This window comes from bacterium, from assembly GCA_021372535.1.
Taxonomy (GTDB): Bacteria; Latescibacterota; Latescibacteria; order Latescibacterales; family Latescibacteraceae; genus JAFGMP01.
In genome coordinates this window covers 12344-34844 of record JAJFUH010000009.1, presented here as the reverse complement: position 1 = coordinate 34844, position 22501 = coordinate 12344, and the positions used below count along the sequence as shown (strand labels likewise).

The window sequence follows — 22501 nt, the reverse complement described above, 5'->3', positions numbered from 1 at the left end:
AGAACTTGAATCTTGAATTTCGGTACGTGATACCGATGTACTGGGGGCTGAGTTCCCTGTCGACCGCAGGCCCCCCTCAGCTGTACCGTGTCCCCCTTTTTCGGGGGGATGTCCGAAGGACAGGAGGATTTTATTCCAAATGTATTTTCAGGTAAATTCAGGTTGATATATAACCGCCGGGGCAAACAACATGGACTACCGCATTGAGCTTATGTACGAAAACGAGGCTGTCATGCTCTACCGGACGACCTCGGACCTCTGGATTTCCTTCGACAAGAATACCAGGGAGGTCACTGCCCTGACGGAAGAGGAAGCCATCAAGCTTGTGTACCAGTCCGCGCATGATATGAACTTTACCAGCAAGGTGCTCAACGGCGACTTCCGGCGAAGCGAGCAGGAGTTTCCTCAGCTTGTCGCGGTCATGCTCTCACAGATTGATCCGGTCGAAGCGGCGCGGCTGCTGAGTACCATGCCCGGGGACCTTCAGGTCGATTTGATTATGCGCATCGCGCAGCTCGACGCTATTTCGCCGACGGACATTATTCTGTCTGTCGCCGCCATGGAGAAAATGTCTCCGGACCAGATCGGTTCGATCCAGCAGATGCTGGCGGATATTCCCCATGGCTTTCCCGAGCCCGAAGCTGGCATTGTCTTTCTCGCGCCGATATTCGAATCCCTCGACAGCGACATTCGTAACGACATTTTTGCCAGGATGAACGAGGAGAGCGAAGCCCTCGTGGATAAGATACACGAAAGACTCTTCTTTTTCGAGGACCTTCTGGGTTTCGATGACCGAGCCATTCAACTCGTTCTCAAGGAAGTCGATATAAAGGAGTTGGCGGTTGCCCTGAAAGGCGCTTCACAGAAATTGAAGGACCTGATCTTCGGGAATGTTTCAAACCGTGTCAAAACGATGATCAATGATGAAATTGAGTACATGGGGCCGATGAGATTGTCTGTGGTTAAAGAATCGCAGGCGCGTATCATCGAGGTTGTCCGTTGTCTTGAACGAGAGCAGCAGATAGTTATCAGGCGGGGAAAAAAGGGCGGTGACAATGATATCTTTGTGTGATGATAGAGAATATTCTTTTTCTGAATATCAAGCGTCCGTACTCAGCCCGATCTGTTCAAAAAATTCAGTAGAACGAGGATTTTTGCGGATTTGTTTTTTCGTAACTGACCGATGTAACATTGTAGGGGTACTTCATGAATTTCCCCTACTCCGTGTCTTTGCGTTGAATTTTTTTCATGAATAACCATCATGACCATACATGGTCACAACGAAGGATGAAAATGTATTTTCAGATAATATCCAATAAAACATGTCATTACAAAGTTTTTCTTTCTCCGTGATCTCCGTGTCTCCGTGGTGAAATATTTTATGTATATTTTCAGATAAAATCGGTTTAAAATGGTACCCATACAACAAAGGAAGGTGTCATGAAAGTATTCGCTGTTCTGATTATGTCATGCATGCTTGTATTCGCGGCTGCACGGGATATTTCCGCCGATACCGCGCTCGAGCCGTTTTCCTACCGTCAGGATTTCGAGACCAGGGAGCTGTCGGCATGGGCTTCGTATCCCCTCTGGCAGGATACTGCATACGATCCCAACATACGGGTGAATACCATGGTGCCCGGCGATCCCAACATAGCGCTCGTCCAGAAAGTCACTCCCTATACGAATGTGGACAATTACGCGGGCGCACAGAAAGAGCTCGATATGTATTTCGTGCCCGGTTCGACCGTTTCCCTGAGGTACTATCTGAAAACGGAGCTCCGCCCTGAATACATCAAGGTGAGGCTTGCCGCCGGACCGGATAAAAAGGTGGATGTTACCATACCCGACCCTCCGACCAACCGCTGGGTGCCGGTTGCGCTCTCGTACAATGATTTTATCCGTGAGAATCCCCGTCTCGCAGGCCGTGACAGGATAAAGGTGAATGCTCTCGCGGTGCTTGCGAAATTTCCGGATGCCGATCCCGCGATGCCCATATTTTTCGGCCTTGACGATATTACGGTCAAGGGCGCGAGAGCACTGGCATTCCAGTTCGCCGAGCCGAAGGTGTTCAAGCTCTCCGAATGGAAGCCATACATACCCGACAGGCACTATAATGCCGGCGACACGTTCACGCTCCGGGGGAACTGGCCACTCGATGTGAACCGCGTTTCCCTGACCGTAAAGTTGTTTACCGACAGCACGAAAACGGTGTATTCCGGCGAGCTGAAGAAAAAAGGCGACGAATGGGGCACTTCGTTTCGGCTGTCTTTCCCGGAAGGGCTGTATCATGCAGTGCTCGAAGCCTTCAAGGGCGGCGAACGGCTTTCCGACACCGAATTTACGATCTACATAGCCCCGAAAAACATCGGGGGCAGCCATCCGCGCCTCTGGTTCGATGCCGAAAAGAAGAAGAATTGGGTCGATGCCCGCCTCAAGACAGACCGTTTCAAATCGGTATACGATTCTATTGTCAAACAGGCTCAATCATCCCGCAGCGAAACCCCGCTCGACAAGGTCGTGTTCGATATCGACCAGTTCCCCGATGAAGACTGGATTCCGACCCTCCGGGGCTGGTCGAGCGCGAGAATTCACACATGGCGTTCTGCATTCTATAGCAATGCGCTCGCATACGCCTTCGCCGGCGACCGTGAGGCGGGTATATATGCAAAAGACATGATGGTGAAAATCAGCTCGTTTCCCTATATCCTTCATCCCTGGATGGTCAAGCGGGGGAGGCATATCTACTATCCGGTCGGTGAATTCGGCATGGACATGGCTATGGCCTATGACCTGACGTACGATCTTATGAGCGACACCGAGCGTAAGGCTGTCCGCGACGGCATGATGCGGTTCATCGTTCTCGGTTGCCACCAGGGATATGTGGAGGACGACCTCGTTACCTCGAACACCTCGAACTGGGTTGCCCATATCACCGGCGGGTCGCTCATGTGCCAGGCCGCGATGTACGGCGACGGCCCCGATGTCGCACAGCTCGAACCGTACTTTACGGGCGCCATATTGAAAGATTACGATCTCATCCAGAAAGTCACCGACCGTGACGGTGCTTACGGCGAAGGATACGGGTACTACAATTTCTCGATGCTCTCGTGGTCGAAGAGTCTTCCGGCAGTGGGAAATGTGTTCAGGGTCGATATGTCGGGGAAGCTTAACGGGTCATATAAAGAAACTGTCTGGGCGGGAATCGTCAAGGACAAAAAGGCCTTCTATTTCGGCGATTCGGGAGAAAACCTGCGACCTCTAACCAACTTTGCGTGGATGCTGCCCAAATACAAGGATCCGCTGCTCGGGTGGTTTTATAACTTCATGAAGGAAGGCGAAACCTTCATGGATGTGCTCTACGAAACAAAGGATGTGTCTCAGGACGATCCGTTCGACGAGAATCCAGTCATGGTGTTCAGGGATGTGGGCACCACGGTGTTCAAGAGCGGCTGGAATCCCGATGATTTCGTATTTGTTCTGCGTACCGGACCTTTTGTCAACCACCAGCATATCGACCAGGGATCGTTCTGGCTCGCCGACCGCGGCGGGATATTCATCGAGGAGCGTCACGGCAGCACCTATTACGAGGATCCCCTCTATCAGCCATGGTATACCCAGCCGGTCGGTCATTCGACCATCCTTATCAACGGAAATCACCAGAGCCAGCGTGTGGGTGACCTCCTCTGGCATGTGGACGGATTCGATGACTATGCCTTCATCAACCAGTTTCTTGACGGAAAGAACGCCGCTTTCACCTCGGGAGATATCGGACGTCTCTACTGGGGGAAGGTTAAGTGCCTGAGACGGAATGTCCTGTATCTCAAGCCCCGGACACTGCTCATGCTCGATACTGCGGTCCCCGGCGACCGTGATGTCGATGTGACGCTTCTTTTCCAGACGAACTATCTTGACGATATAACGGCCGGTGACACGGTTTCGGCCATCACCCTCCACGACAAGCTCAAGCTCATCGAAGACCCGGAGAAAATGCGCGGCGAAGTGGTTAAAACCACAAAAACGCCAACAAGCGAAAAGACACTCAACATCAGGCACCTGTATCCGGATCACCTCGATGTGAGAGCGGTCGAAACACCGCACTATCTCTATACTCTCCAGAACGAGAAACCCCTGAGAAGAGAGGGTATGCTCACGGTAACCGCCCGTACCGACCGGGTGCCGCTTGTCATGGCGAATCTCCTGTCCACCGATGACGTGGTTGAGCCGGACGTTGTTACCGTTAAAGGCGACGGTTGCATATCCGGCACGATCCGGGGAGCGAAATTCGCGTTTGCAACCCGGCCTGGTTGTATCTATACTGCCGGGGATATTGCAACCGATGCACTGGCAGTGACATGGGACGATTCGAGTGTCTTCGCCGCGCTCTGTACATCGCTTCTCAGGAATGGAACGGTGTTGATCGAATCATCCGCGCCGATAACGTGCGAGACAGGGGGAAACGGTTATACATACTGTCTCTCATGTGAAAGCAGTGTCGCTTTCGGAGCTGCCGCCCGGCCATCTGCTGTAACCGTTAACGGGAAACCGGTGAAAGATTTCAGCTACGATGCCGAGCGAAAAATTGTACGCATGAAGCTTCCCGCCGGAGAGGGGGAAGTGACAGTCGGAAAGTAACGTTGGGATTCGGTTATGATACGGTGTTACCGGTTATGAATAATGTCATTCCCGTGAAAACGGGAATCCAATATATAATGCTCATTGTATAGATATCTTAACACCGGAATCCCTGTTCACTTCGTTTCCGGGAATGACGATATTCGTATAATAACTCATTGATTATAAGTAAATTGAATAACCGGATTACCTTTACTTTTATAATAAATGATGAGGTGAAAATGTCTGATATTCTGTATCTGTCACGGGAGGATGTGGAAACGGTCAATCTCTCCATGGGTGAGATCATCGACGCGCTGGAGAGGATGTTCCGGGAAAAGGGCGAAGGTAAGGTCGAAATGCCCCCGAAACCGGGGATACATCCGCTGCCCGATGCATTTATCCATGCGATGCCCGCGTATATACCGAGTCTCGGTTCGGCTGGAATGAAATGGGTGTCCGGCTACCCGCAGAACCAGAAAAAGGGGCTTCCCTATATCAGCGGTCTTCTCATTCTGAACGACCCGGAAACAGGATTCCCGATTGCGGTCATGGACTGCACATGGATCACCGCGATGCGTACAGGAGCGGCTTCGGCTGTCGCGGCAAAATACCTTGCCCGGAAAGACAGTACGACCTTGGGCATTCTTGCCTGCGGTGTCCAGGGCAGGGCGAATCTCGAAGCGGTGAGCTGTGTTTTCGACCTTAAACAAGTCAAGGCATTTGATCTCTACCCGGAGGTTGCACGTTCATTCGTCCGTGATATGGAGAAACGGCTCGGTATCGAAATCGAGGTTGTCAGTACGCCTGAGGAAGCGGTAAAGGGTCTCGATATCGTGGTGACGAGCGGACCGATTCTCAGGAAACCCACGCCTGTCATCGAGCCGGGCTGGCTCAAACAGGGCGGATTTGCAAGTCCGGTCGACTTCGATTCGTACTGGCAGGGAGCCGCGCTCGGTGAAGCAGACAAGCTCGCCACCGATGATATCCGTCAGATGGAATACTACCGTAAGGAAGGATATTTCAGCGAGACTCCCCATGCATATGCCGACCTCGGTGAAATCGTGGCCGGAAAAAAACCTGCCAGGGAATCGGAACATGAACGGAATATATGCATCAATCTCGGTATCGCGCTCGATGATATGGCTGTGGCGATAACTGTCTATTCGAAAGCCCGCTCTTCGGGTATCGGTACCCTACTGCCTCTGTAAGAGTGTTAAGACGGGACAAAGTGGTAAAGGGACAAATGGACAGAGGGACAGAGGCAGCCGAAAACACCTTATGCCAGGTACTTTTCGGGACACATTGCCCGCGCACTGAAACGATTATGGATATATTTAACTCACTGAAAAGGAATCGCACATGGACAATCTGACCGGCATACAACTTCCGGATTATCTTGTTATTTTTTCATATTTTGCCCTCATGATATTTGCCGGGATATATTTCTCGCGGCATATAAAGATGGCAAAGGATTTTTTCGCCGCCGGAAATATCATGCCGTGGTGGCTGGCGGGAACATCGTTTTACATGGCCTCCTTCAGCACGCTCCTGCTCGTGATCTACAATGAGATTTCGTATAAATACGGATTCGTGGCGGTTACCATATGCTGGATCAGTCCTGTCTGTGTCCTGCTCGGAGGGTATTTTATCGCTCACCGCTGGCGCCGGGCACGTATCCTGACGCCGATAGGTTTCATGGAGAAACGCTATAATAAAACGGTTCACCAGATATTCGTGTGGACAGGCTTTCCGCTTCGCCTGTTCGATAATGCCCTGAAAATATACTCGACGGCGCTTGTTCTTATGGTTGCCCTCCAGAACCAGAGTGTAACGTTCAACCGGTTCGTGATTTTTGTCGGGATTATGATGATCGCCTATACCTATCTGGGCGGCCAGCTCGCGGTCATGATCACCGATTTTGTACAGGCGGTGATTCTTGCCATCGGAGTGATCGTGCTTTTTATACTTACTTTCCATTATATCGGAGATTTCGGCGGATTTATCACACAATTCCCCCAGGGATTCCTGAGTCCCCTGCGGAAACCGTACGACTGGTCGTATCTCGTGTTCACCGTTTTTGCACTGACCCTGCTCACCTACAGTGCGAGCTGGTCTCTTGTGCAGAAATACAATTGTGTGAGAAGCGAACAGGACGCCCGCAAGATGGTGTATTATATCGCCCTTCTCATGTTCATATTCCCGCCGATATTTTTCTTTCCCGGTATGGCTGCGCGGGTAATTCTTCCCAACCTTGAGAATTCGCGGTATGTCTATGCGGCAATCAGTCTGAAGATACTTCCCATCGGCCTAATGGGTGTCATCATATCCGCGATGCTCAGCGCGACAATGTCGACACTCGGCTCTGAATACAACACCCTTTCGGGAGTTCTGACACGCGATTTCTATACGAAGATCGTCAATCCGAAAGCCACTGAACAGCGCGAGATACTCTTCGGCCGTCTCGCAACGCTCATCATCGGCACGGTGACCATGCTGCTGGCGATTCTGCTTAATTCTCTCAAGGGATTCACGCTCATGGACATCATGTTCAGGTTCTTCAGCGCGTTCGGACCGCCCATCATGATACCGCTCATTGCGGGGCTTCTGTGGAGGAAATGCAACTCGCGCGGCGTCATCTGGGGAATTATCGCCGGTACGCTTACCGGGGTGTTTCTTATCATCTTCAATATCGTTCTCGTCCAGAAATATACCGCTCTCATGGCTTCCAGTCCCCGCGTCGATTTCTGGCTGAGAAGCGGCTGGAATTCCGCCGCGACCATGCTCAATATCATGATGACGATTCTCGGAATGTGGATTGGTACAATCTCAAAAGAAACGCCCCGTGACGAGCAGGAGCGGGTGAAGGAATTCTTCGTCGATCTCGAAACGCCGTTTGAAATCGAAAAGGAAGGGAAAGCGAGGAAGTCGCCGTTCGGAATTATCGGACTTACCCTGTTCATGTTCGGCTGTTCGGTAGTTCTGATTTCGGCGGTTGTGCTTATCTTTTACCATGACAGCAGGGCTTTCAGGCTCGATTTGATCGTCGGGCTCTTTATCATTCTCCTGGGCGGCGCGCTCCGTCTCTTATCGAGAGAAAAACGGGGTATGCAGGCAGGTATGTGAAAGACATTCCGTATACCTTTCCCATTCATGGGAGAAGGGAACTATGAACACTTTGTACCGGGAAACGGACTATAACGAAGGAAATGATCCTGCCATGAAAAAGCGAATTGTCTTTAAAATAACCGATTACATCGAGCGCGACCTCGCATGGGAAGAGTCCGAGTGTTCGAAGCTCGGTATCGATTTCGATTATTACCGGCTCAAAACGGCGCCGCCCGATGAGATCGTCCGGCATGTGCATGACGCCGATATTCTGCTGGTCAATATGGCGAAATTTCCCGCCGAGGTTATCGATGCCCTGAAAAATGTCAGGGTAATCCTCAGGCACGGGATTGGATATGACAATGTCGATGTCGCCGCCGCAACGAGGAACGGTATCTTATTCGCCAACGAGGCGACCGCTTCGAGCGAGGATGTCGCGGAGCAGGCGATCATGCTCATGTTCGAGGCGTACCGCAAGAAGAATATCCAGAACAGGATGCTCCGGACATGGACGGAAACGGGGAAATGGAGCTCCGAGCCGATAGCGCCGCTGTACCGCATGGCCGGGAAAACGCTCGGTATCATCGGGTGCGGCAACATCGGGAGCAAGGTGCTCAGAAAAATGAGCGCCATGGGCATGCATATTCTGGTCTGCGATCCCTATCTTTCTCAGGAACGGCTTAATGAACTGGGTATCATACATACTCCGCTCGGGGAACTCCTCGAACGGTCGGACATAGTCACCATCCATGTTCCGGTAACCGGCGAAACACGGGGTATGATCGATGCCCGCACGCTCTCACTCATGAAAAAGACCGCAGTCCTTGTCAATACATCCCGCGGGCCGGTCATCAGGACCGACGATCTCATCGCGGCGCTCAAAAACGGTACAATCGCCGGCGCCGGGCTCGATGTCTGCGAACCTGAGCCGCCTCCGCCGGACAGCGATCTGTTTTCGCTCGATACCGTGGTGATGAGCCCGCATATCGCATGGTACAGCGAAGAAGGCGGCTGGGATATCCGTTATATGATCATGGATGATGTCCGGGCGTTTCTCGCGGGGAAACCGCCGAGGTATGTGGTCAATCCAGAGGTGTATCAAAGCCCCCTGCTGAGAATGAATATTCAGGAATGAGCCTTTCTTCAATTTCCCGTAAGACAACTTTTTTCATTGGAGATGGAGATAGTCATGAAAATACTGTGGTGTATTGCGGGGCTGATTTTCACTGTCACGCCTGTTTCAGCGATAGATTACGAGCCGTGGACCTGCCGCCAGGATTTCGAGACCCGTGAGACAATGGGATGGTCGAGCTATCCGCCCATACAGGACGCCGCCTATGAAGCGCCGTACATCTATCCGGGAACCATTCAGCCCGGCGAGCAGGGAACAGTTCTGTGCAAGATTATCTACCCGCAGTGGAACGCCCCGCAGCTTACCGGCGTGGTCAAACGGCTCAGCATGAGGCTCGATGACCGGAGCCGCGTACGGTTCAGGTACTATATCAAGAGTACGGTCAAACCATCATGGCTCGGCATCGATCTTCCCATGGCGAACGGCGACAGGGTGCGGTCGCGGTTCATGAATCCCGAAACGAACCGGTGGGTGCTCCTCGACCTCGGTATCGCCGACATTCTGAAAGCGGCGGGCCGTGCCCCTGCAGGAGAGCTCGATATAACCGCCCTGGCCGTCACCGTGCGCTTTGAGAGCGCCGATCCCGACATACCCATAGCAGCCGGTTTCGACGATTTCTCCGTCTCGGGATACCGTGAAGCGCAGTTTACCTTCGTGGAGCCGCGAACGGAATCGCTCGACGAGTGGGATTCCGCGATTGCCCTCAATCATTACCGTGAGGGCGATACGCTGTCTATCAGGGGGACATGCGCCTCCTCATCCCCGGACAACGTCACCGTAAGTATAACCCGGTTCGACAGGCCGGAGAAAACGGTATACACCGAAAAACTCGACAAGGATGGCGATTCATGGACTCTCCATAAGCCGCCTGCCCTCGACGGGAAACGGTTTCCGGCGGGAATGTACGAAGTAACGCTGACCGGCGAACGGAAAAAAGAGATTGTCGCACGGTCGATATTTACCTTCATGGTAATGGATGACCGGCGTTTCGCTTCCCATCCACGGCTCTGGTTCGACAGTGAGGGCAGGGAAGCGTTCGTCGCGCGTCTCAAACAACCGAAAAACGCCGCCTTTCTCGAAAAAATCAGGTCCGATGCCCGCGAAGGCCGTGAAAAATACTCCACAGAGCTTCCCTATGATCTCGATTATTTCCCCGAAAAGGGGTGGCTCTCATCGTTCGAGCCGTACCGTACGCGGATAGCGACCATACCCCAGCGGGCCGAGGCAAATGCCATCGTCTCGGTTGTCGATGGCGACGAGGAAGCGGCGGAATGGGCGAAACAGGCGCTCATTGCGCTCTGCCGCTGGCCGACATGGACACACCCGTGGATGGTCAACCGGGGGCATCATATCTACCTCTACCAATACTATACGACCTGCAATCTGGCATTGACCTACGATATTCTCTACGACCGCCTGACCGAAGAGGAACGCGACACAGTCCGGCAGGCGATGATCCGTAACGGTCTCGAACCGGCTTACAGGACGTATGTTGTTGCCGACCAGTGCACGTGCAACGAGTCGAACTGGATACCCGCGATTGTCGGCGGGGCTCTTGCGGGCGCGACTGCGATCCTCGGGGAAACGGGTGACACGACCGGTCTCGAACCCATGCTGAGCGGGTGCCTGTACAAACTGAGAGCGCACATGAATACCGTGTATGACGGCGACAGCGGCTGCCTCGAAGGGTACGGCTACGGGTACGGGACCATGCGTATCTATACCGAGATACTGCCCTTTTTCGAGAAATGCCTCAATATCGACATGTCGCCAATGCTCGACCGTCAGTATACCGAGGGATTCTGGGCAGCCGACCATGACGCCGGGCTCTATTTCACCTTCGGCGATGCCCGGATTACGCCGCCGGATATGTCGGCTTTCCCCTGGCTGCTCGAAAAATTCCGCGATCCCGAGCTTGCCTGGTTCTACGATCTCAATCCGCCGACGCCGTCCTACTACACGTTTCATACCGTTCTGTACGATATCGACGATATCCCGCGCAAACAGCCGGGAAATCTCACGGGCGCAAAGTGGTTCAGGAAAACCGGCACGGTGGTGTTCCGCTCGGGACCCGGCCCGGAGCCATTTGTCCTGACCTTCAGGTGCGGTCCTTTCGGCAATCATCAGCACCTCGACCAGGGAACGTTTTTTCTCTCCGACCGCGGCAGACTCCTTATAACCGAGCAGGAATACAGCGACTATTATAACGATCCTTTTTACCAGAGTCATATAATCCAGCCCATCGGGCACAACTGCGTTCTCGTCGATCATAACCCGCAGAGCCAGAGAACGGGCGATCACGGCGACTATGCGGCCGGAATGAACGATCATGCGCGGATAACATCCTTCGTCAACGGCCGTGACATGGCGTTCGCTCTGGGCGATCTCACCCCGCTCTATCTGGGCAACGTAAAAAGGCTCGAACGCGGTATCCTCTATATAGCTCCCCGTACGGCTGTCGTTATCGACAGGCTTGAGACCCAGCAGGGGGAAGCATCGATGGATGTGCTGTTTCATGGCCCGAAGCTGTCTGACATGGTGCTCGCCGATGAGGATGTTTTCACCGTCAGTTCCGGTATTACCAGACTTGCGGGAATCGCGCTCGGTCAGGATGCCAGACCCTCTCTGACCCTCGATGCCGATCCGGTCAAGCTCGGTATGCTCACAGATAATCCAATCGAACCGCTCGGCCGTGTGACCGTGAACCTTGCAACATCAGGCGGGAAAGCGGTCTCCGCCGTAATCCTGTCAACCGAGCTTCATGTAAGGAAATCGCAGAGCTTCGGGGAATATATGGTCATCGAGTTTGACGACGTTGATGTGCTCATCAACCGGTCGGGCACCGCTGCGGATAACGGATCGATCGGCACGGACGGCCTGTGTGCGGCGCTGTCCCGCGATGGCGGCTTTCTGCTTGCCGGTGCGACATTCGGCTCGATTAAAGGGAAAACCGTGGTGAATTCCGACAGGCCGATAACGGTTCTCATTGAGCAGGATGCCGTCTCCTACAGTACTGTTGAACCCGCTGCGCTCGAAATCCTCTCCCCGGAGCGGGTACACGCTGTTATGGTGAACGGCGAGAAGATAAAAGGCTGGAAATACGACCGCGAGACAGGATTTGTTTCGCTCGGAGTACCTGCGGGACAGGGATCGATCGAATTGAAGAAGTGAAAGTGCGGGGATTGGAGTCTCCAAAAATACAGTATGAGTATATTTCGTTTTCTGGTTAGTAAATTAGCTTATATTAGCTGCTTTATCGAACGAGGATTGTTATTCCCGGAAACGGAGTGAATCGGGTATCCAGTTGTAACTTCGCTCTGTGATGAAAAATAAAAATGGATTCCCGCCCCTGATTAAAGACTCGAAAGTGGCGTCTTTCAAGGAAATGACACTTTGATGTGCAAAACATCTCATGCGTAAGTTTTATGCACTAACCCTGAAATAAGATCGAGAAGACATCTCTTCATGCCCGGCATTCAAATGCCGGTCTATTGTCGATAAGTCCCTGACGGGACTCCTTGAACCACCGATATGTTCAGGTGAGTGCCGGAGGCACTTTTCGGTAATAGCCCAGGGATTCATCCCCGGGAGTCATCGATTGAATATCCGGATTTTGTTTTTTCGCTTATACGCAGTTACCACAAGAACAGGAGTGTTACATGATCGATAACGACACAATAAGGAAGACCTGCGAAGGTCTCCTCGATGAAACGACAGCGTTTCTCGACAGGCTCGTGCGGTTCGAATCGACGCCCGGATACGAAGGCCCCGCGATGGAATGTCTGTACGGGCAGTTCAAGGACCTCGCCGATGTGTGCGAAAAGGTTCCCGTGCCCGAAGACATCATACACGATCCCGATTATGCCTTCAGAATTGACGAGCGTCCGTACGAGGGAAGGCCGAATCTCCGCGTTGTTCTCAAGGGAGACGGCGCCGGGAAAAGCGTTGTCTTCAACGCCCATGTGGATGTCGTCCCGCCGTCTGCCGGCCACGAACGGCCGTTTGACCCGTTCATCCGGGACGGTGAGATGTACGGTCGCGGCGCCATAGACGACAAGGGGCTTGTCGCGGTCATGTGGATGATGCTCAAAGCCATGAAAAAGCTGAGCTTAAGGCCCCACGGCGATGTGATACTCCACATAGTCATCGAGGAAGAGACCGGCGGCAACGGCACGCTCGCGCTCATCAGACACGGTGAAAAAGCCGACTGCTGCATCAATCTCGAGGGATGCGGGATAGGGAAATTGCATACCTCAGTCCGGGGCGCGCTGTGGTTCACCTGCACCTGTTACGGCAGAGCTGGTCATTCCGGGTCGGCTCAGATGACGGTAAGCGCACTTAAAACGGCTTTCGAGGCGATGAGTATCATCGAGGAATACCATGACGACCTGCTGGCCGGGACACACCGCGACGACCCTCTCTTCTCGGAGATCGAAAATCCCATGCCGGTGACATTCGGGCAGATGAAGGCGGGCGACTGGCCTGCCATGGCGCCGCAGATGGCGGTATTCAAGGGTGTATTCGGCATTCTGACAACGCCGAAAGAAAAAGTTATGGCTGAGATGATCGACCGGCTGAAAACCCGTGGATCGGAATGGCTGAGCGGGAATTTCGAAATCACGTTCGATTACCGTCACGACACGAGCAGGATCGATCCGGAGCTCCCGTTTGTCAAGCTTCTTGGGCAGTGCTTCGAGGAAATGGGAATTCATTCGGAAATCGCCGCTCTTCCGGCCTCGGCGGATACGTGGTTTTATACCAATATCGCGGGGATTCCCGGGGTTCTGACCGGCTGCGGCGGGATCGGAACTGCTCATACCGCATATGAACGTGTCAGGCTCGATGAAATCCCGGTCGAATCGGCCGTCATGATCCTCTTTATAAAAAAGTGGTGCGGTTTTACCGTTTCATAGGAAGACAACGTATCTGATCCGACCTATCATAAAAAATTTAATGGAACGCGGATTCTCGCGGATCAGGCGGATTTTCACGGATTTGTCTTTTATTTATATCTTTCAGGAAGTTAACGAATAATAATTGCTAACATATAGTATAAATAATATATTATATCTATTTGTGTCTTTGTGGTTAAATATTCTCATAAATAATCCGGGCTGAGATACTATAGGAGGAACTCGGTATGGAGTTTGAAAATGAAATAAAGATGTTTGAGTTCATGGAACAGTTCTTTTATGCGGGAGCGCTTTCGGATATTCTCGATGAAATGGGTTACCCGGAATGCGCGGTGAGTCCTGCCGCGATGATTCGTCCCCTTTTCTCGGAGGCAGTATGCGCCGGACGTGTCCGTACGCTGCTGAACGCTCCCATGAAGACGGGGACATCCGATCCGTACAAGCTCGCCATCGAGCTGCTCGACAGCCTTATACCCGGAGAGGTGGCTGTCGCTTCGTCCGACAAGCCCATCGAAACCGGGATCATGGGTGAGCTGTCGGCTGCTGCCATGATGAAACGCGGCGGGAGAGGTGTCATCGTGGACGGCTATACCCGTGATGCCCGTAAACTGATCAATCTGAAATTTCCGACGTTTGTAAGAGGAATTTCGCCCATCGATTCCACCGACCGCTCGGCCGTTGTTGAATACGATTCCCCCGTCATTATCGGCGGCCGTCGCGTTAAACCGGGCCAGATTGTGTTTGCCGATCTCGACGGGATGGTGTTCATTCCTCAGGTTGTTGAGATGGATGTGATCCAGGAGGCGGCAAAACGGGTCAAGGTCGAGAATGAAATACGGTCAAGGCTCGAGAGTGGAGCCTCAATGCGCGAGATGTGGGATAAATACCATGTACTTTGAGCGCAACCGGAGAGAATAAAACTGTACGATAGCCGTAATACACGAAAAGCGCATAACCGGGAAAATCCGGTCATGCGCTTTTTTTATTATTATGCAATGATAGTGTTCTGTATCGGTAACAGATCAGCTTCTGCTCTTTATCCATCGAAGCATGCCGTTATGTATCACTCCATGTGCTCAGACGCTTCTTTTCTGCGCTGTGGCGCGGGTTGCTCCGGTTGAAATGCCGCCGTCCACGAGGATTGTCTGGCCGGTCATGTACGCGCTTGCATCGGAAGACAGGAAGACAATGGTGCCGTCGAGGTCGTTCGGATGTCCCGGGCGTTTGAGCGGGATACGGTCGACGAGGTAATCGACCCATTCCTTGTTTTCGTAGAGCACCGCGGTCTGTGCGGTCTTGAACCAGCCCGGAGCGAGACAGTTGACCGTTATCCCGTATAATCCCCAGTCATCCGCAAGGCTCATGGTAAGCTGCTTGATTCCGCCGCGGCTTGCACAGTACGGCCCGAGCGCGGCATACCCGAACACGGAGGTGACCGACCCGATATTGACGATTCTTCCGTATTTTCTCGGAATCATCTTCTGCGCAACGGCCTGCGCCATGAAAAACGGCCCCCGGAGGTTCGTGTCGACCACGAGGTTCCAGTCATCCCATGTTACATCCACCGCCGGTTTGCGGACATTGCACCCCGCGTTGTTCACGAGGATGTCGATTTTGCCGTAATGGTCGTACGCCGCATCCACCGCCTTCCGGATGCTCCCGTACTCACGGACATCGAGCTCGACGGGGAATACGCGGACGCCGAGAGCTTCGATTTCTTCCCTGACGGGCGCAAGAGAGGCGATAGAACGGCTCGTGACCACAAGATCGGCGCCGGCGCGTGCAAGCGCCCGTGCAAAGTAGAGTCCGAGTCCACGGCTCGATCCCGTTACAATCGCCGTTTTCCCGGTCAGGTCAAAGAGATTCTCGCTCATGCCCCGTTATCCTTCCTGGTATACCACCATGATGTATTCAGCATTTTCTGTCAACGTTTCACCAATCAGATTTCGTTGCCTTCGAGGATTTCCTCGAGATACACTTCCTGGCCACGGCGGGCCGATGTATAGAGGGCCTCGATGAGCACGAGTGACCGTCGCCCTTCCTCGCCGCTGCATATGAGCTCTTCGCCTGTCCTGACCGCAGAGATGAAATTCGCCATCTGCATGATGTGGCCCTCGACGGGGAATGTTTTATAGGACGAGGCAGCGGTGCCCGCTTTACCGGCGACACCGGTAATCGTTTCCTGCGCCACGGTTTCCTTGGAATCGGAGACCGCCCAGCTTGTAATGGTGTCCTCGACAAGGATCGCCGTTCCGAGGGTGCCGTTGATATCGAACACATTTCCCTGGCCGGGATTGCATGCAGTCGCTGTCTGGAGACGACCGTACGCGCCGTTCTTGAAAGTGAGCAGGGCGAGGGCGATGTCTTCCACCTCGATTCTGACATGGGCGACTGTATCCATCATTGCATAAATCTTTTCGACGTCACCCATCATGTAGAGGAGAAGATCGATGCCGTGAATCCCCTGGGTCATTGTGGAGCCGCCGCCTTCCTGCGCCCATGTCCCGCGCCAGTCTGCGCTGTCGTAGTAGGCCTGGTTCCGCCAGTACTTGATCGAAGCATCGCCGAACACCATTTTACCGAATACGCCGTCCGCAATAGCTTTCTTTATCCTGTTCGGTGCTTCTTCCGTCCTTTTCTGGAAGATGACAGCGAGCTTGACTCCGCTGTCTCTTGCAGCCCGGATCATGCGGGTTGCGTCCTTCACATTGATTGCCATGCTCTTTTCGACGATGATATGCTTGCCAGCCTGGGCGGCGCCTATTGTATGTTCGGCATGGAGTCCGGAGGGGGAGCAGACATTGATGGCGTCGATATCGGGGCGTTTGAGCATTTCACGCCAGTCGGTATAGACATCGCAGTGATGTTCTGCGGCGAATTTTTCGGCGTTTGCCTTGACGACATCGGCAACAGCCACGATTTTCCCGTCCGGGTGTGCTTCGATTGCCTTTGCATGATAGGTGCTTATAACCCCGGCGCCTATTATCCCGAAACCGAATTTCTCTGACATTACTTTCCTCCGGAATTAATCACGTTAACATTTTATTGCTCCGGCGAATAAATAATTATACTGACATTCGGAATAGATACCGAAACAAGTCCGGCATGACGTCAACCGATGTCACTGTTTAATCACCTGAGCAATAAATCGTATATGATTCTCAAAAATCGTTTTTATAGTCATCCGCCCTGCCAGCTGCCCGTACGGGTCATGCCGCGTTTTCACGGGCTTTCTTGAGCACGGCGGAACCCATGAAATCGTTTTCAGTCACATCGATATCGTGAAGCTCGGAAGCATTTTTACGCACCTTCCTGATTGCTTCGGCGATTTTTTCGATTCGTCCGCTTTCGGCGAGGAACAGGTTCTGTTCGAGGAAAACGATTTCCCTGCATGTCCGTTCCGAAACGGGGCTCGGGAGATACCGCATGGACAGGGTTTTGTCCGTTTTGTATAAGGGCTGCTCATAGAGCGGCATGGGATAGAATGACGAACACACGACACCTTCTTTGTTGAGAGCCGCCAGAAACTGTGCCCTGCTGGCACCATCGAATTCTTCGCTTATGAAGCGGAGGTTGACAAGATGGTGGCCGTGACGATCGCAGTAGGGCTGCCAGACGAGCGGTTCGATACCCTCGATGCCATCGAGCAGTCTGTAGAGCAGTTTTGCGTTTGCTGCGCGTTTTTCCGTGTGTTCCTCGAGACGTTCGAGCTGGGCAAGGGCAAGGGCTGCCTGCAGTTCGGTATAGCAAGCATTCCAGCCGAACCGGTAGTGAATATGGCCCGCATATTTTTCACGGACTCCCCGGCCGAATTTGCCGATGCTGTAGTGAATGAGATCGATAAAATCACGGTCGTTGCTGACAACGATTCCGCCTTCACCGCTCTGCATGTTTTTCGACTGCTGGAAGCTGAAAGAACCCGCATCGCCCAGTGAGCCGGATTTACGGCCCTTATAGATGGAACCGTGCGCCTGAGCGGCATCTTCGAGCACTTTAATTCCATGCTTCCGGGCTATTTCCATGATGGGGTCCATGTCGCAGGGGTGTCCGCCGATGTGAACGGGAATGATTGCCCGTGTTTTCGGAGTCACTGCCTCCTCGATCCTTGCCGGGTCGATATTGAGCGTCTTCGGGTCTATGTCCACGTACACGACGGTGGCTCCGACATGGTGAGGTGCGGTCGCTGTCGCCATGAAGGTGACCGCCGGGCAGATGACCTCGTCTCCGGGGCCGATGTCCCATGCTTTGAGGGCAAGCTCCATCGATACCGTCCCGTTTGCCACCGCTGCGCCGTATTTGCAATCGCAGTACCGGGCAAATTTGTCGTTGAGTTCACGTATCTTGGGGCCTAATCCGGTGCCTCCCCAGAGATCGCTTGAAAGAACCTCATCGAGGAGCTCACGTTCGCGTTTTCCGGCAAAGGGCCATTTGGGCCAGGAACCGGTTATGGTCGGCTGTCCGCCGAAAATTGCAAGTTCACTCATTAAAAAGCCTCCTTATAAGTAGATACTGTCACATTCAATATCAATTTCATCTATTTCTGTTAGTGCTCTGTAAATGGGCAAAAATAATAAACCCTGCAGGTTTATATACCTATGGAAAAGCAAATTATTCGAAGTGATATCGAAAAAATAATATACATCTTTTAATGGTGCAATAAAATCATTTTCCTCAAAGCGTCATATAACCTATGATATACCATGTTTTTTTGGTGCATAACGAGATCAAAATAAAAAAGCCCCCTTAATCGGGGGCTTTTCTGCATGTGGCGCTATTCCGCATCCTGTCGGATCGCAGATATTGTCACAGCCAGCGGCCGATACGTTCTCCGGCTTCCGTGGCTTCACGGATGCGGCCGAGTCTGGCGCAGTCGCCGATGATATGAAACTCCGCCGCTTTGATGGCGAGTTTGCCCAGTGTTCCGCTCATCGGCGCGATATGCATGGACACGTCTTCCGGATTGAATGTCAGCGGTTTTTTGAATCCGGTCGCAATGACCACGATATCGGCCTCGATACCTCCCTTTTTACCGCTCGGGAGAATCGCTTCGATACCTTCATCGGTGACTTTGCTGAGCTTTGTCCCTGTTCTTACGGTGACATGTTTCTTTTCGAGGAGCGCGAGCATGGGGAATTTCACATCCATGACCACATTCTCCTCCATGAGGCGCGGGAGCATTTCGACGATGGTAACCTTCCAGCCGTTGTCAGCCAGATGACATGCGGTTTCGCAGCCCACATCGCCGCCCCCGACAACCACGGCTTTTTTGCCTTTATAACGTGACACATCGCGGAGAACATCGACCGCCGATGCGACATGAGGCATGTCGATACCGGGAACACCGGGCACCGAAGGCTCGGCGCCAACCGCGATAACGAGCGCATCGGGGGCTTCCTGCTCGACGAGCTCAGGTGTGACTTCGGTATTGAGCCTGAGTCTGACCGTGCTTTCGCCGAGCTCGGTGTTGTACCAGTCGAGAAGGCGTGCCACATCCTTCTTGCAGTCCGGCCTGCTGCCGGGATACACCATCCCGCCGATGTAAGGCCGCTTTTCGAAGAGCGTGACATCATGCCCCCGTTTCGATGCTGTCAGCGCACACCGTATACCAGCCGGGCCGGCGCCGATAATCATGACTTTTTTCTTTTTCGAGGGTGTTGAAAGATACTGTTCGGCCTCGTGACCGAGATACGGATTCACCGAGCACCACAGCGGTTCTCCGGCCCAGAGCTGACGGTAGCAGACGTTGCACCGGATACACGGAACCACCTTTTTTCCCGCCTTCGCTTTTTTTGCCCAGTGGGGGTCGGCGAGCGATGGACGGCCGAGGGCGACCATGTCGCATTTCCCCGATGCGATGAGCTCCTCCGCTTCCTCGGGCACAGTTATTCCCCCGGCCCCGATGATCGGAACACCGGGCGCTGCTTTTCTGGTCTCCACGGCAAGCGGAATCAGGTTGTTCCGGGGCATATAGAGCACGGGAACGGCGGAATAATCGTCCATGTATTCGAATGTTACCGCGGTTGTGGAAGGGTGGAGGTAGGCAACGCCGAGCTGCGCTATGTGGCTGGCGATCTGCTTTCCCAGTTCGATATCGACACCGCCTTCGAGGTGCTCGTGGGCGCTGAACTTGAAACCGACCGGGAAATCGGGGTATTTCCCCCTGATCCCGGAGATTATGTCACGGGGGAATTTCATCCTTCCTTCGAATGAACCGCCGTATTTGTCGGTTCGTTTATTGAGTGCCGGAGACATCATCGACCCGATCAGATAGGAATGTGCACCGTGCACCTCGACGCCATCGTAACCCGACTCGATCGCCCTGCCCGCGGCGATTACGAATGCCTCGACAAGCTCATCGAGCTCACCGGTGGTAAGGGCGCGCGGCTTTTCGGTATAGATGGGGCTGTATATCGCCGAGGGAGCCTCGCCGCTCAGCTGCCCTCCCGCAAGGGCAATCTGGAGGAATACCCTGGTGTCGTACTGATGAATGCAGTCCACAAACCGCTTGTGATGGGGGATGAAACGGTCATGGGTAATCCCGGCGACAGGGAGCGTGGACAATTTGTTATGCACCGGGGTGAACGGTGTGATTATCATGCCGATTTCCCCGATGGCACGCTCCTCGAAATAACGGATACTGTTGAGCGGATACGGTTCGTCGAGGCTGCTGATACCGATTCCCATCGGCGCGAGCACGGTACGGTTGGCTACGGTTACTTTCCCGAGCCGTATCGGGCTGAAGATGTGTTGTAGAGCCATTTATCTCTCCTTGAAAAATGTATTAAATCATGGTTTTGGACTGTAGTTTTACTATATAGAAAGTTCCGATACTGTTGTCTGTCAACAGAAATAATATTCCTTTGTGTTTTACCTTATGCCTTGTGCCATATGCCTTCTGCCATTACTGTTGACTTTCACGAATGTATTGTATATACTGCCCACATTTGAAAAATACAAAGATAAATATACGTTTTTTTCACTTTTTTTCGGGGATTTGAATGGATACACGTATATCACGGCTTGTGGAAGAAATATGCCCAGGGATTATCGTAATCCGTCACGATCTGCACAAGCATCCGGAAATCGGCCTGAAGGAATACAGGACCGCCGCGGTGATCGAAACGTTTCTCGACGATATCGGTGTGACTCACCGGCGATGTACCGAAACAGGCGTCGTTGCGGAAATAGGCCGCGGTAATGGCCATGTTGTCGCCCTGAGAGCGGATATCGATGCCCTCGAGATGCCTGACCTTTCAGGTCTCCCGTATGCCTCGGTTCACGAAGGCCTGTGCCATGCGTGCGGACATGACGGCCATACTGCGGTGCTGTTAGGTACGGCGTGGGTGCTCAGGAAGCTCGAGCACGAGCTCGCCGGAACGGTGAAGCTCATTTTCCAGCCTGACGAAGAGGGAGGCACCGGAGCGGATACCATGATACGGCAAAGAGTGCTCGGCGATCCTGCACCGGAAGCGATTTTTGCCCTCCACGGGTGGCCGGATATTCCGCTCGGAAAGGTCGGATACCGGTTCGGGCCCGCCATGGCGTCCGTCAACAGCTTCAGAATCATTGTCAGGGGAAAGGGCACCCACGGCGCCATGCCGCATGCCGGAGTCGATCCCGTTACCATCGCCGCGCGCATCATCGGGGGTATCCAGCTTGTTCGGTCGCGGATGACCGATCCGCTCTCACCTTTTGTTGTCACGGTGGGTACCGTTCACGGCGGCACGGCGGTTAACATCATTCCCGACGAAGTTACCCTCGGCGGAACCATACGAACGCTCGACCCCGCGACACAACGTGCGGTCCACGGCATGCTCGCACGTATGGCCGAAGGAACGGCACGGGCATCGGGAGGAGAGGCTGAATTCGCGATTCTCGACGATTTTCCGCCCACAATCAATGAAGACCGGTCAACAGCACTTGTCCGTGATGTTATAAGTGATACATTGGGGCCGGAGAACGCGGTCGAAATAAAAACCTCTGCCATGGGTGGTGAAGATTTTTCGTTCTTTCTCAGGAAGGTACCCGGAAGCTTCTTCATGCTCGGTGTTGGAGGGAGTATACCGATTCATAACACATCGTATGATTTCGATGATCGGGCGCTCCCGGTCGGTATCAGAATCATGTCTGAGATAGCTGTGCGGTTTATCGGGTGCGGTCTGAAATGAGGCGGGGGATAGTACGCCATAGTATATAGATATTAGATCATCATACTAATAAAATACCACTGGCACACGTAATAATAATGCTCAATGGTAAAATGCAAATAAATGATAAATGGAGTATTTTTCGTTAATAAGACCATGTCATGAAGTATCGCGTATGTGATAATCATGATTTATAAATACTGATCAAACAAAAGCCCGTCGGTCTCTGCAATCACGAGAATCACGTGCGACACCAATCCATTTCGAGCGTCTGTCGTTCCCTGACCGGCGATCGGTCGGTGAGCGACGTTCAGTACCCGAACGCTTATCCTGGGCAACATCGACCAGTTTTTGACGCCTGTCGTTTTTCATTCGGCGCATCTCTTTTGACATGACCATTTCTCCTGGCTATGATATAACTATTTATATTATAAATGTGTTGTGTTGTCTTCGGTCTTTCATTTACTTCACAGTACTCCCGGATTATTATCATAATGTGCGCAAAATCTTCATTATTATATATAGAGATTTGTCTCCAAGAAACATTTTTTTTCCAAAATCCACATGAAGAATAAAAAAACAATCGAAAA

Annotated in this window: 13 protein-coding genes; 9 read left to right on the top strand and 4 right to left on the bottom strand. The window is 52.8% G+C overall.

Translation table 11 applies throughout. The features are described from left to right. Positions 1-190: 190 nt before the first annotated feature. The 8 genes from LLG96_00855 to LLG96_00820 all read left to right on the top strand — a co-directional run bounded on the left by LLG96_00855 (position 191) and on the right by LLG96_00820 (position 14663). On the top strand, positions 191-1072 hold the full coding sequence (locus tag LLG96_00855) for a hypothetical protein (protein MCE5248746.1): 882 nt from the start codon (positions 191-193) through the stop codon (positions 1070-1072). A 368-nt stretch (positions 1073-1440) separates the two neighbouring features. After that, positions 1441-4632 (top strand): heparinase II/III-family protein, encoded by a 3192-nt coding sequence (locus tag LLG96_00850; protein ID MCE5248745.1) that lies wholly within the window; start codon positions 1441-1443, stop codon positions 4630-4632. Positions 4633-4853: 221 nt separating this feature from the next. Continuing rightward, positions 4854-5822: an ornithine cyclodeaminase family protein gene (locus LLG96_00845; protein ID MCE5248744.1), complete on the top strand. Its 969-nt coding sequence runs from the start codon at positions 4854-4856 to the stop codon at positions 5820-5822. 151 nt (positions 5823-5973) lie between these two features. Then, the gene (locus LLG96_00840) at positions 5974-7737 is read left to right on the top strand and encodes a hypothetical protein (GenBank protein ID MCE5248743.1); all 1764 of its coding nucleotides are present in this window, start codon (positions 5974-5976) and stop codon (positions 7735-7737) included. Positions 7738-7780: 43 nt separating this feature from the next. After that, the gene (locus LLG96_00835) at positions 7781-8854 is read left to right on the top strand and encodes a C-terminal binding protein (GenBank protein ID MCE5248742.1); all 1074 of its coding nucleotides are present in this window, start codon (positions 7781-7783) and stop codon (positions 8852-8854) included. Between the two features lie 54 nt (positions 8855-8908). Next, complete coding sequence (locus tag LLG96_00830; protein ID MCE5248741.1) at positions 8909-12022, top strand: heparinase II/III-family protein; 3114 nt, start codon at positions 8909-8911, stop codon at positions 12020-12022. Between the two features lie 488 nt (positions 12023-12510). Then, a complete protein-coding gene (locus LLG96_00825; GenBank protein ID MCE5248740.1) occupies positions 12511-13764 on the top strand; it encodes a M20/M25/M40 family metallo-hydrolase in 1254 nt (417 codons plus the stop codon). Positions 13765-13991: 227 nt separating this feature from the next. Then, on the top strand, positions 13992-14663 hold the full coding sequence (locus tag LLG96_00820) for an RraA family protein (protein ID MCE5248739.1): 672 nt from the start codon (positions 13992-13994) through the stop codon (positions 14661-14663). A 177-nt stretch (positions 14664-14840) separates the two neighbouring features. On the opposite strand, the gene LLG96_00815 is transcribed toward LLG96_00820, so the two are convergent. From LLG96_00815 to LLG96_00800, 4 genes are all read right to left on the bottom strand, one after another. Beyond that, the gene (locus LLG96_00815) at positions 14841-15638 is read right to left on the bottom strand and encodes a glucose 1-dehydrogenase (protein MCE5248738.1); all 798 of its coding nucleotides are present in this window, start codon (positions 15636-15638) and stop codon (positions 14841-14843) included. Positions 15639-15703: 65 nt separating this feature from the next. Further along, positions 15704-16774, bottom strand: a complete 1071-nt coding sequence (locus LLG96_00810; protein ID MCE5248737.1) for a Gfo/Idh/MocA family oxidoreductase — start codon at positions 16772-16774, stop codon at positions 15704-15706. A 199-nt stretch (positions 16775-16973) separates the two neighbouring features. Continuing rightward, on the bottom strand, positions 16974-18248 hold the full coding sequence (locus tag LLG96_00805) for a DegT/DnrJ/EryC1/StrS family aminotransferase (protein ID MCE5248736.1): 1275 nt from the start codon (positions 18246-18248) through the stop codon (positions 16974-16976). A 319-nt stretch (positions 18249-18567) separates the two neighbouring features. Beyond that, entirely contained in the window at positions 18568-20523 is a 1956-nt protein-coding gene (locus tag LLG96_00800; GenBank protein ID MCE5248735.1) for an NAD(P)/FAD-dependent oxidoreductase, read from the bottom strand. Positions 20524-20762: 239 nt separating this feature from the next. On the opposite strand from LLG96_00800, the gene LLG96_00795 reads away from it, so the two are divergent. Further along, entirely contained in the window at positions 20763-21932 is a 1170-nt protein-coding gene (locus tag LLG96_00795) for a M20 family metallopeptidase (protein ID MCE5248734.1), read from the top strand. Positions 21933-22501: the final 569 nt, after the last annotated feature.

Bases quoted from the DNA above. Each gene is read 5' to 3' on its own strand.
- LLG96_00795 (MCE5248734.1), top strand. From the start codon at position 20,763: ATGGATACACGTATATCACGGCTTGTGGAAGAAATATGCCCAGGGATT.
- LLG96_00825 (MCE5248740.1), top strand. From the start codon at position 12,511: ATGATCGATAACGACACAATAAGGAAGACCTGCGAAGGTCTCCTCGAT.
- LLG96_00850 (MCE5248745.1), top strand. From the start codon at position 1,441: ATGAAAGTATTCGCTGTTCTGATTATGTCATGCATGCTTGTATTCGCG.
- LLG96_00840 (MCE5248743.1), top strand. From the start codon at position 5,974: ATGGACAATCTGACCGGCATACAACTTCCGGATTATCTTGTTATTTTT.
- LLG96_00820 (MCE5248739.1), top strand. From the start codon at position 13,992: ATGGAGTTTGAAAATGAAATAAAGATGTTTGAGTTCATGGAACAGTTC.
- LLG96_00830 (MCE5248741.1), top strand. From the start codon at position 8,909: ATGAAAATACTGTGGTGTATTGCGGGGCTGATTTTCACTGTCACGCCT.
- LLG96_00835 (MCE5248742.1), top strand. From the start codon at position 7,781: ATGAACACTTTGTACCGGGAAACGGACTATAACGAAGGAAATGATCCT.
- LLG96_00855 (MCE5248746.1), top strand. From the start codon at position 191: ATGGACTACCGCATTGAGCTTATGTACGAAAACGAGGCTGTCATGCTC.
- LLG96_00845 (MCE5248744.1), top strand. From the start codon at position 4,854: ATGTCTGATATTCTGTATCTGTCACGGGAGGATGTGGAAACGGTCAAT.
- LLG96_00800 (MCE5248735.1), bottom strand. From the start codon at position 20,523: ATGGCTCTACAACACATCTTCAGCCCGATACGGCTCGGGAAAGTAACC.
- LLG96_00815 (MCE5248738.1), bottom strand. From the start codon at position 15,638: ATGAGCGAGAATCTCTTTGACCTGACCGGGAAAACGGCGATTGTAACG.
- LLG96_00805 (MCE5248736.1), bottom strand. From the start codon at position 18,248: ATGAGTGAACTTGCAATTTTCGGCGGACAGCCGACCATAACCGGTTCC.
- LLG96_00810 (MCE5248737.1), bottom strand. From the start codon at position 16,774: ATGTCAGAGAAATTCGGTTTCGGGATAATAGGCGCCGGGGTTATAAGC.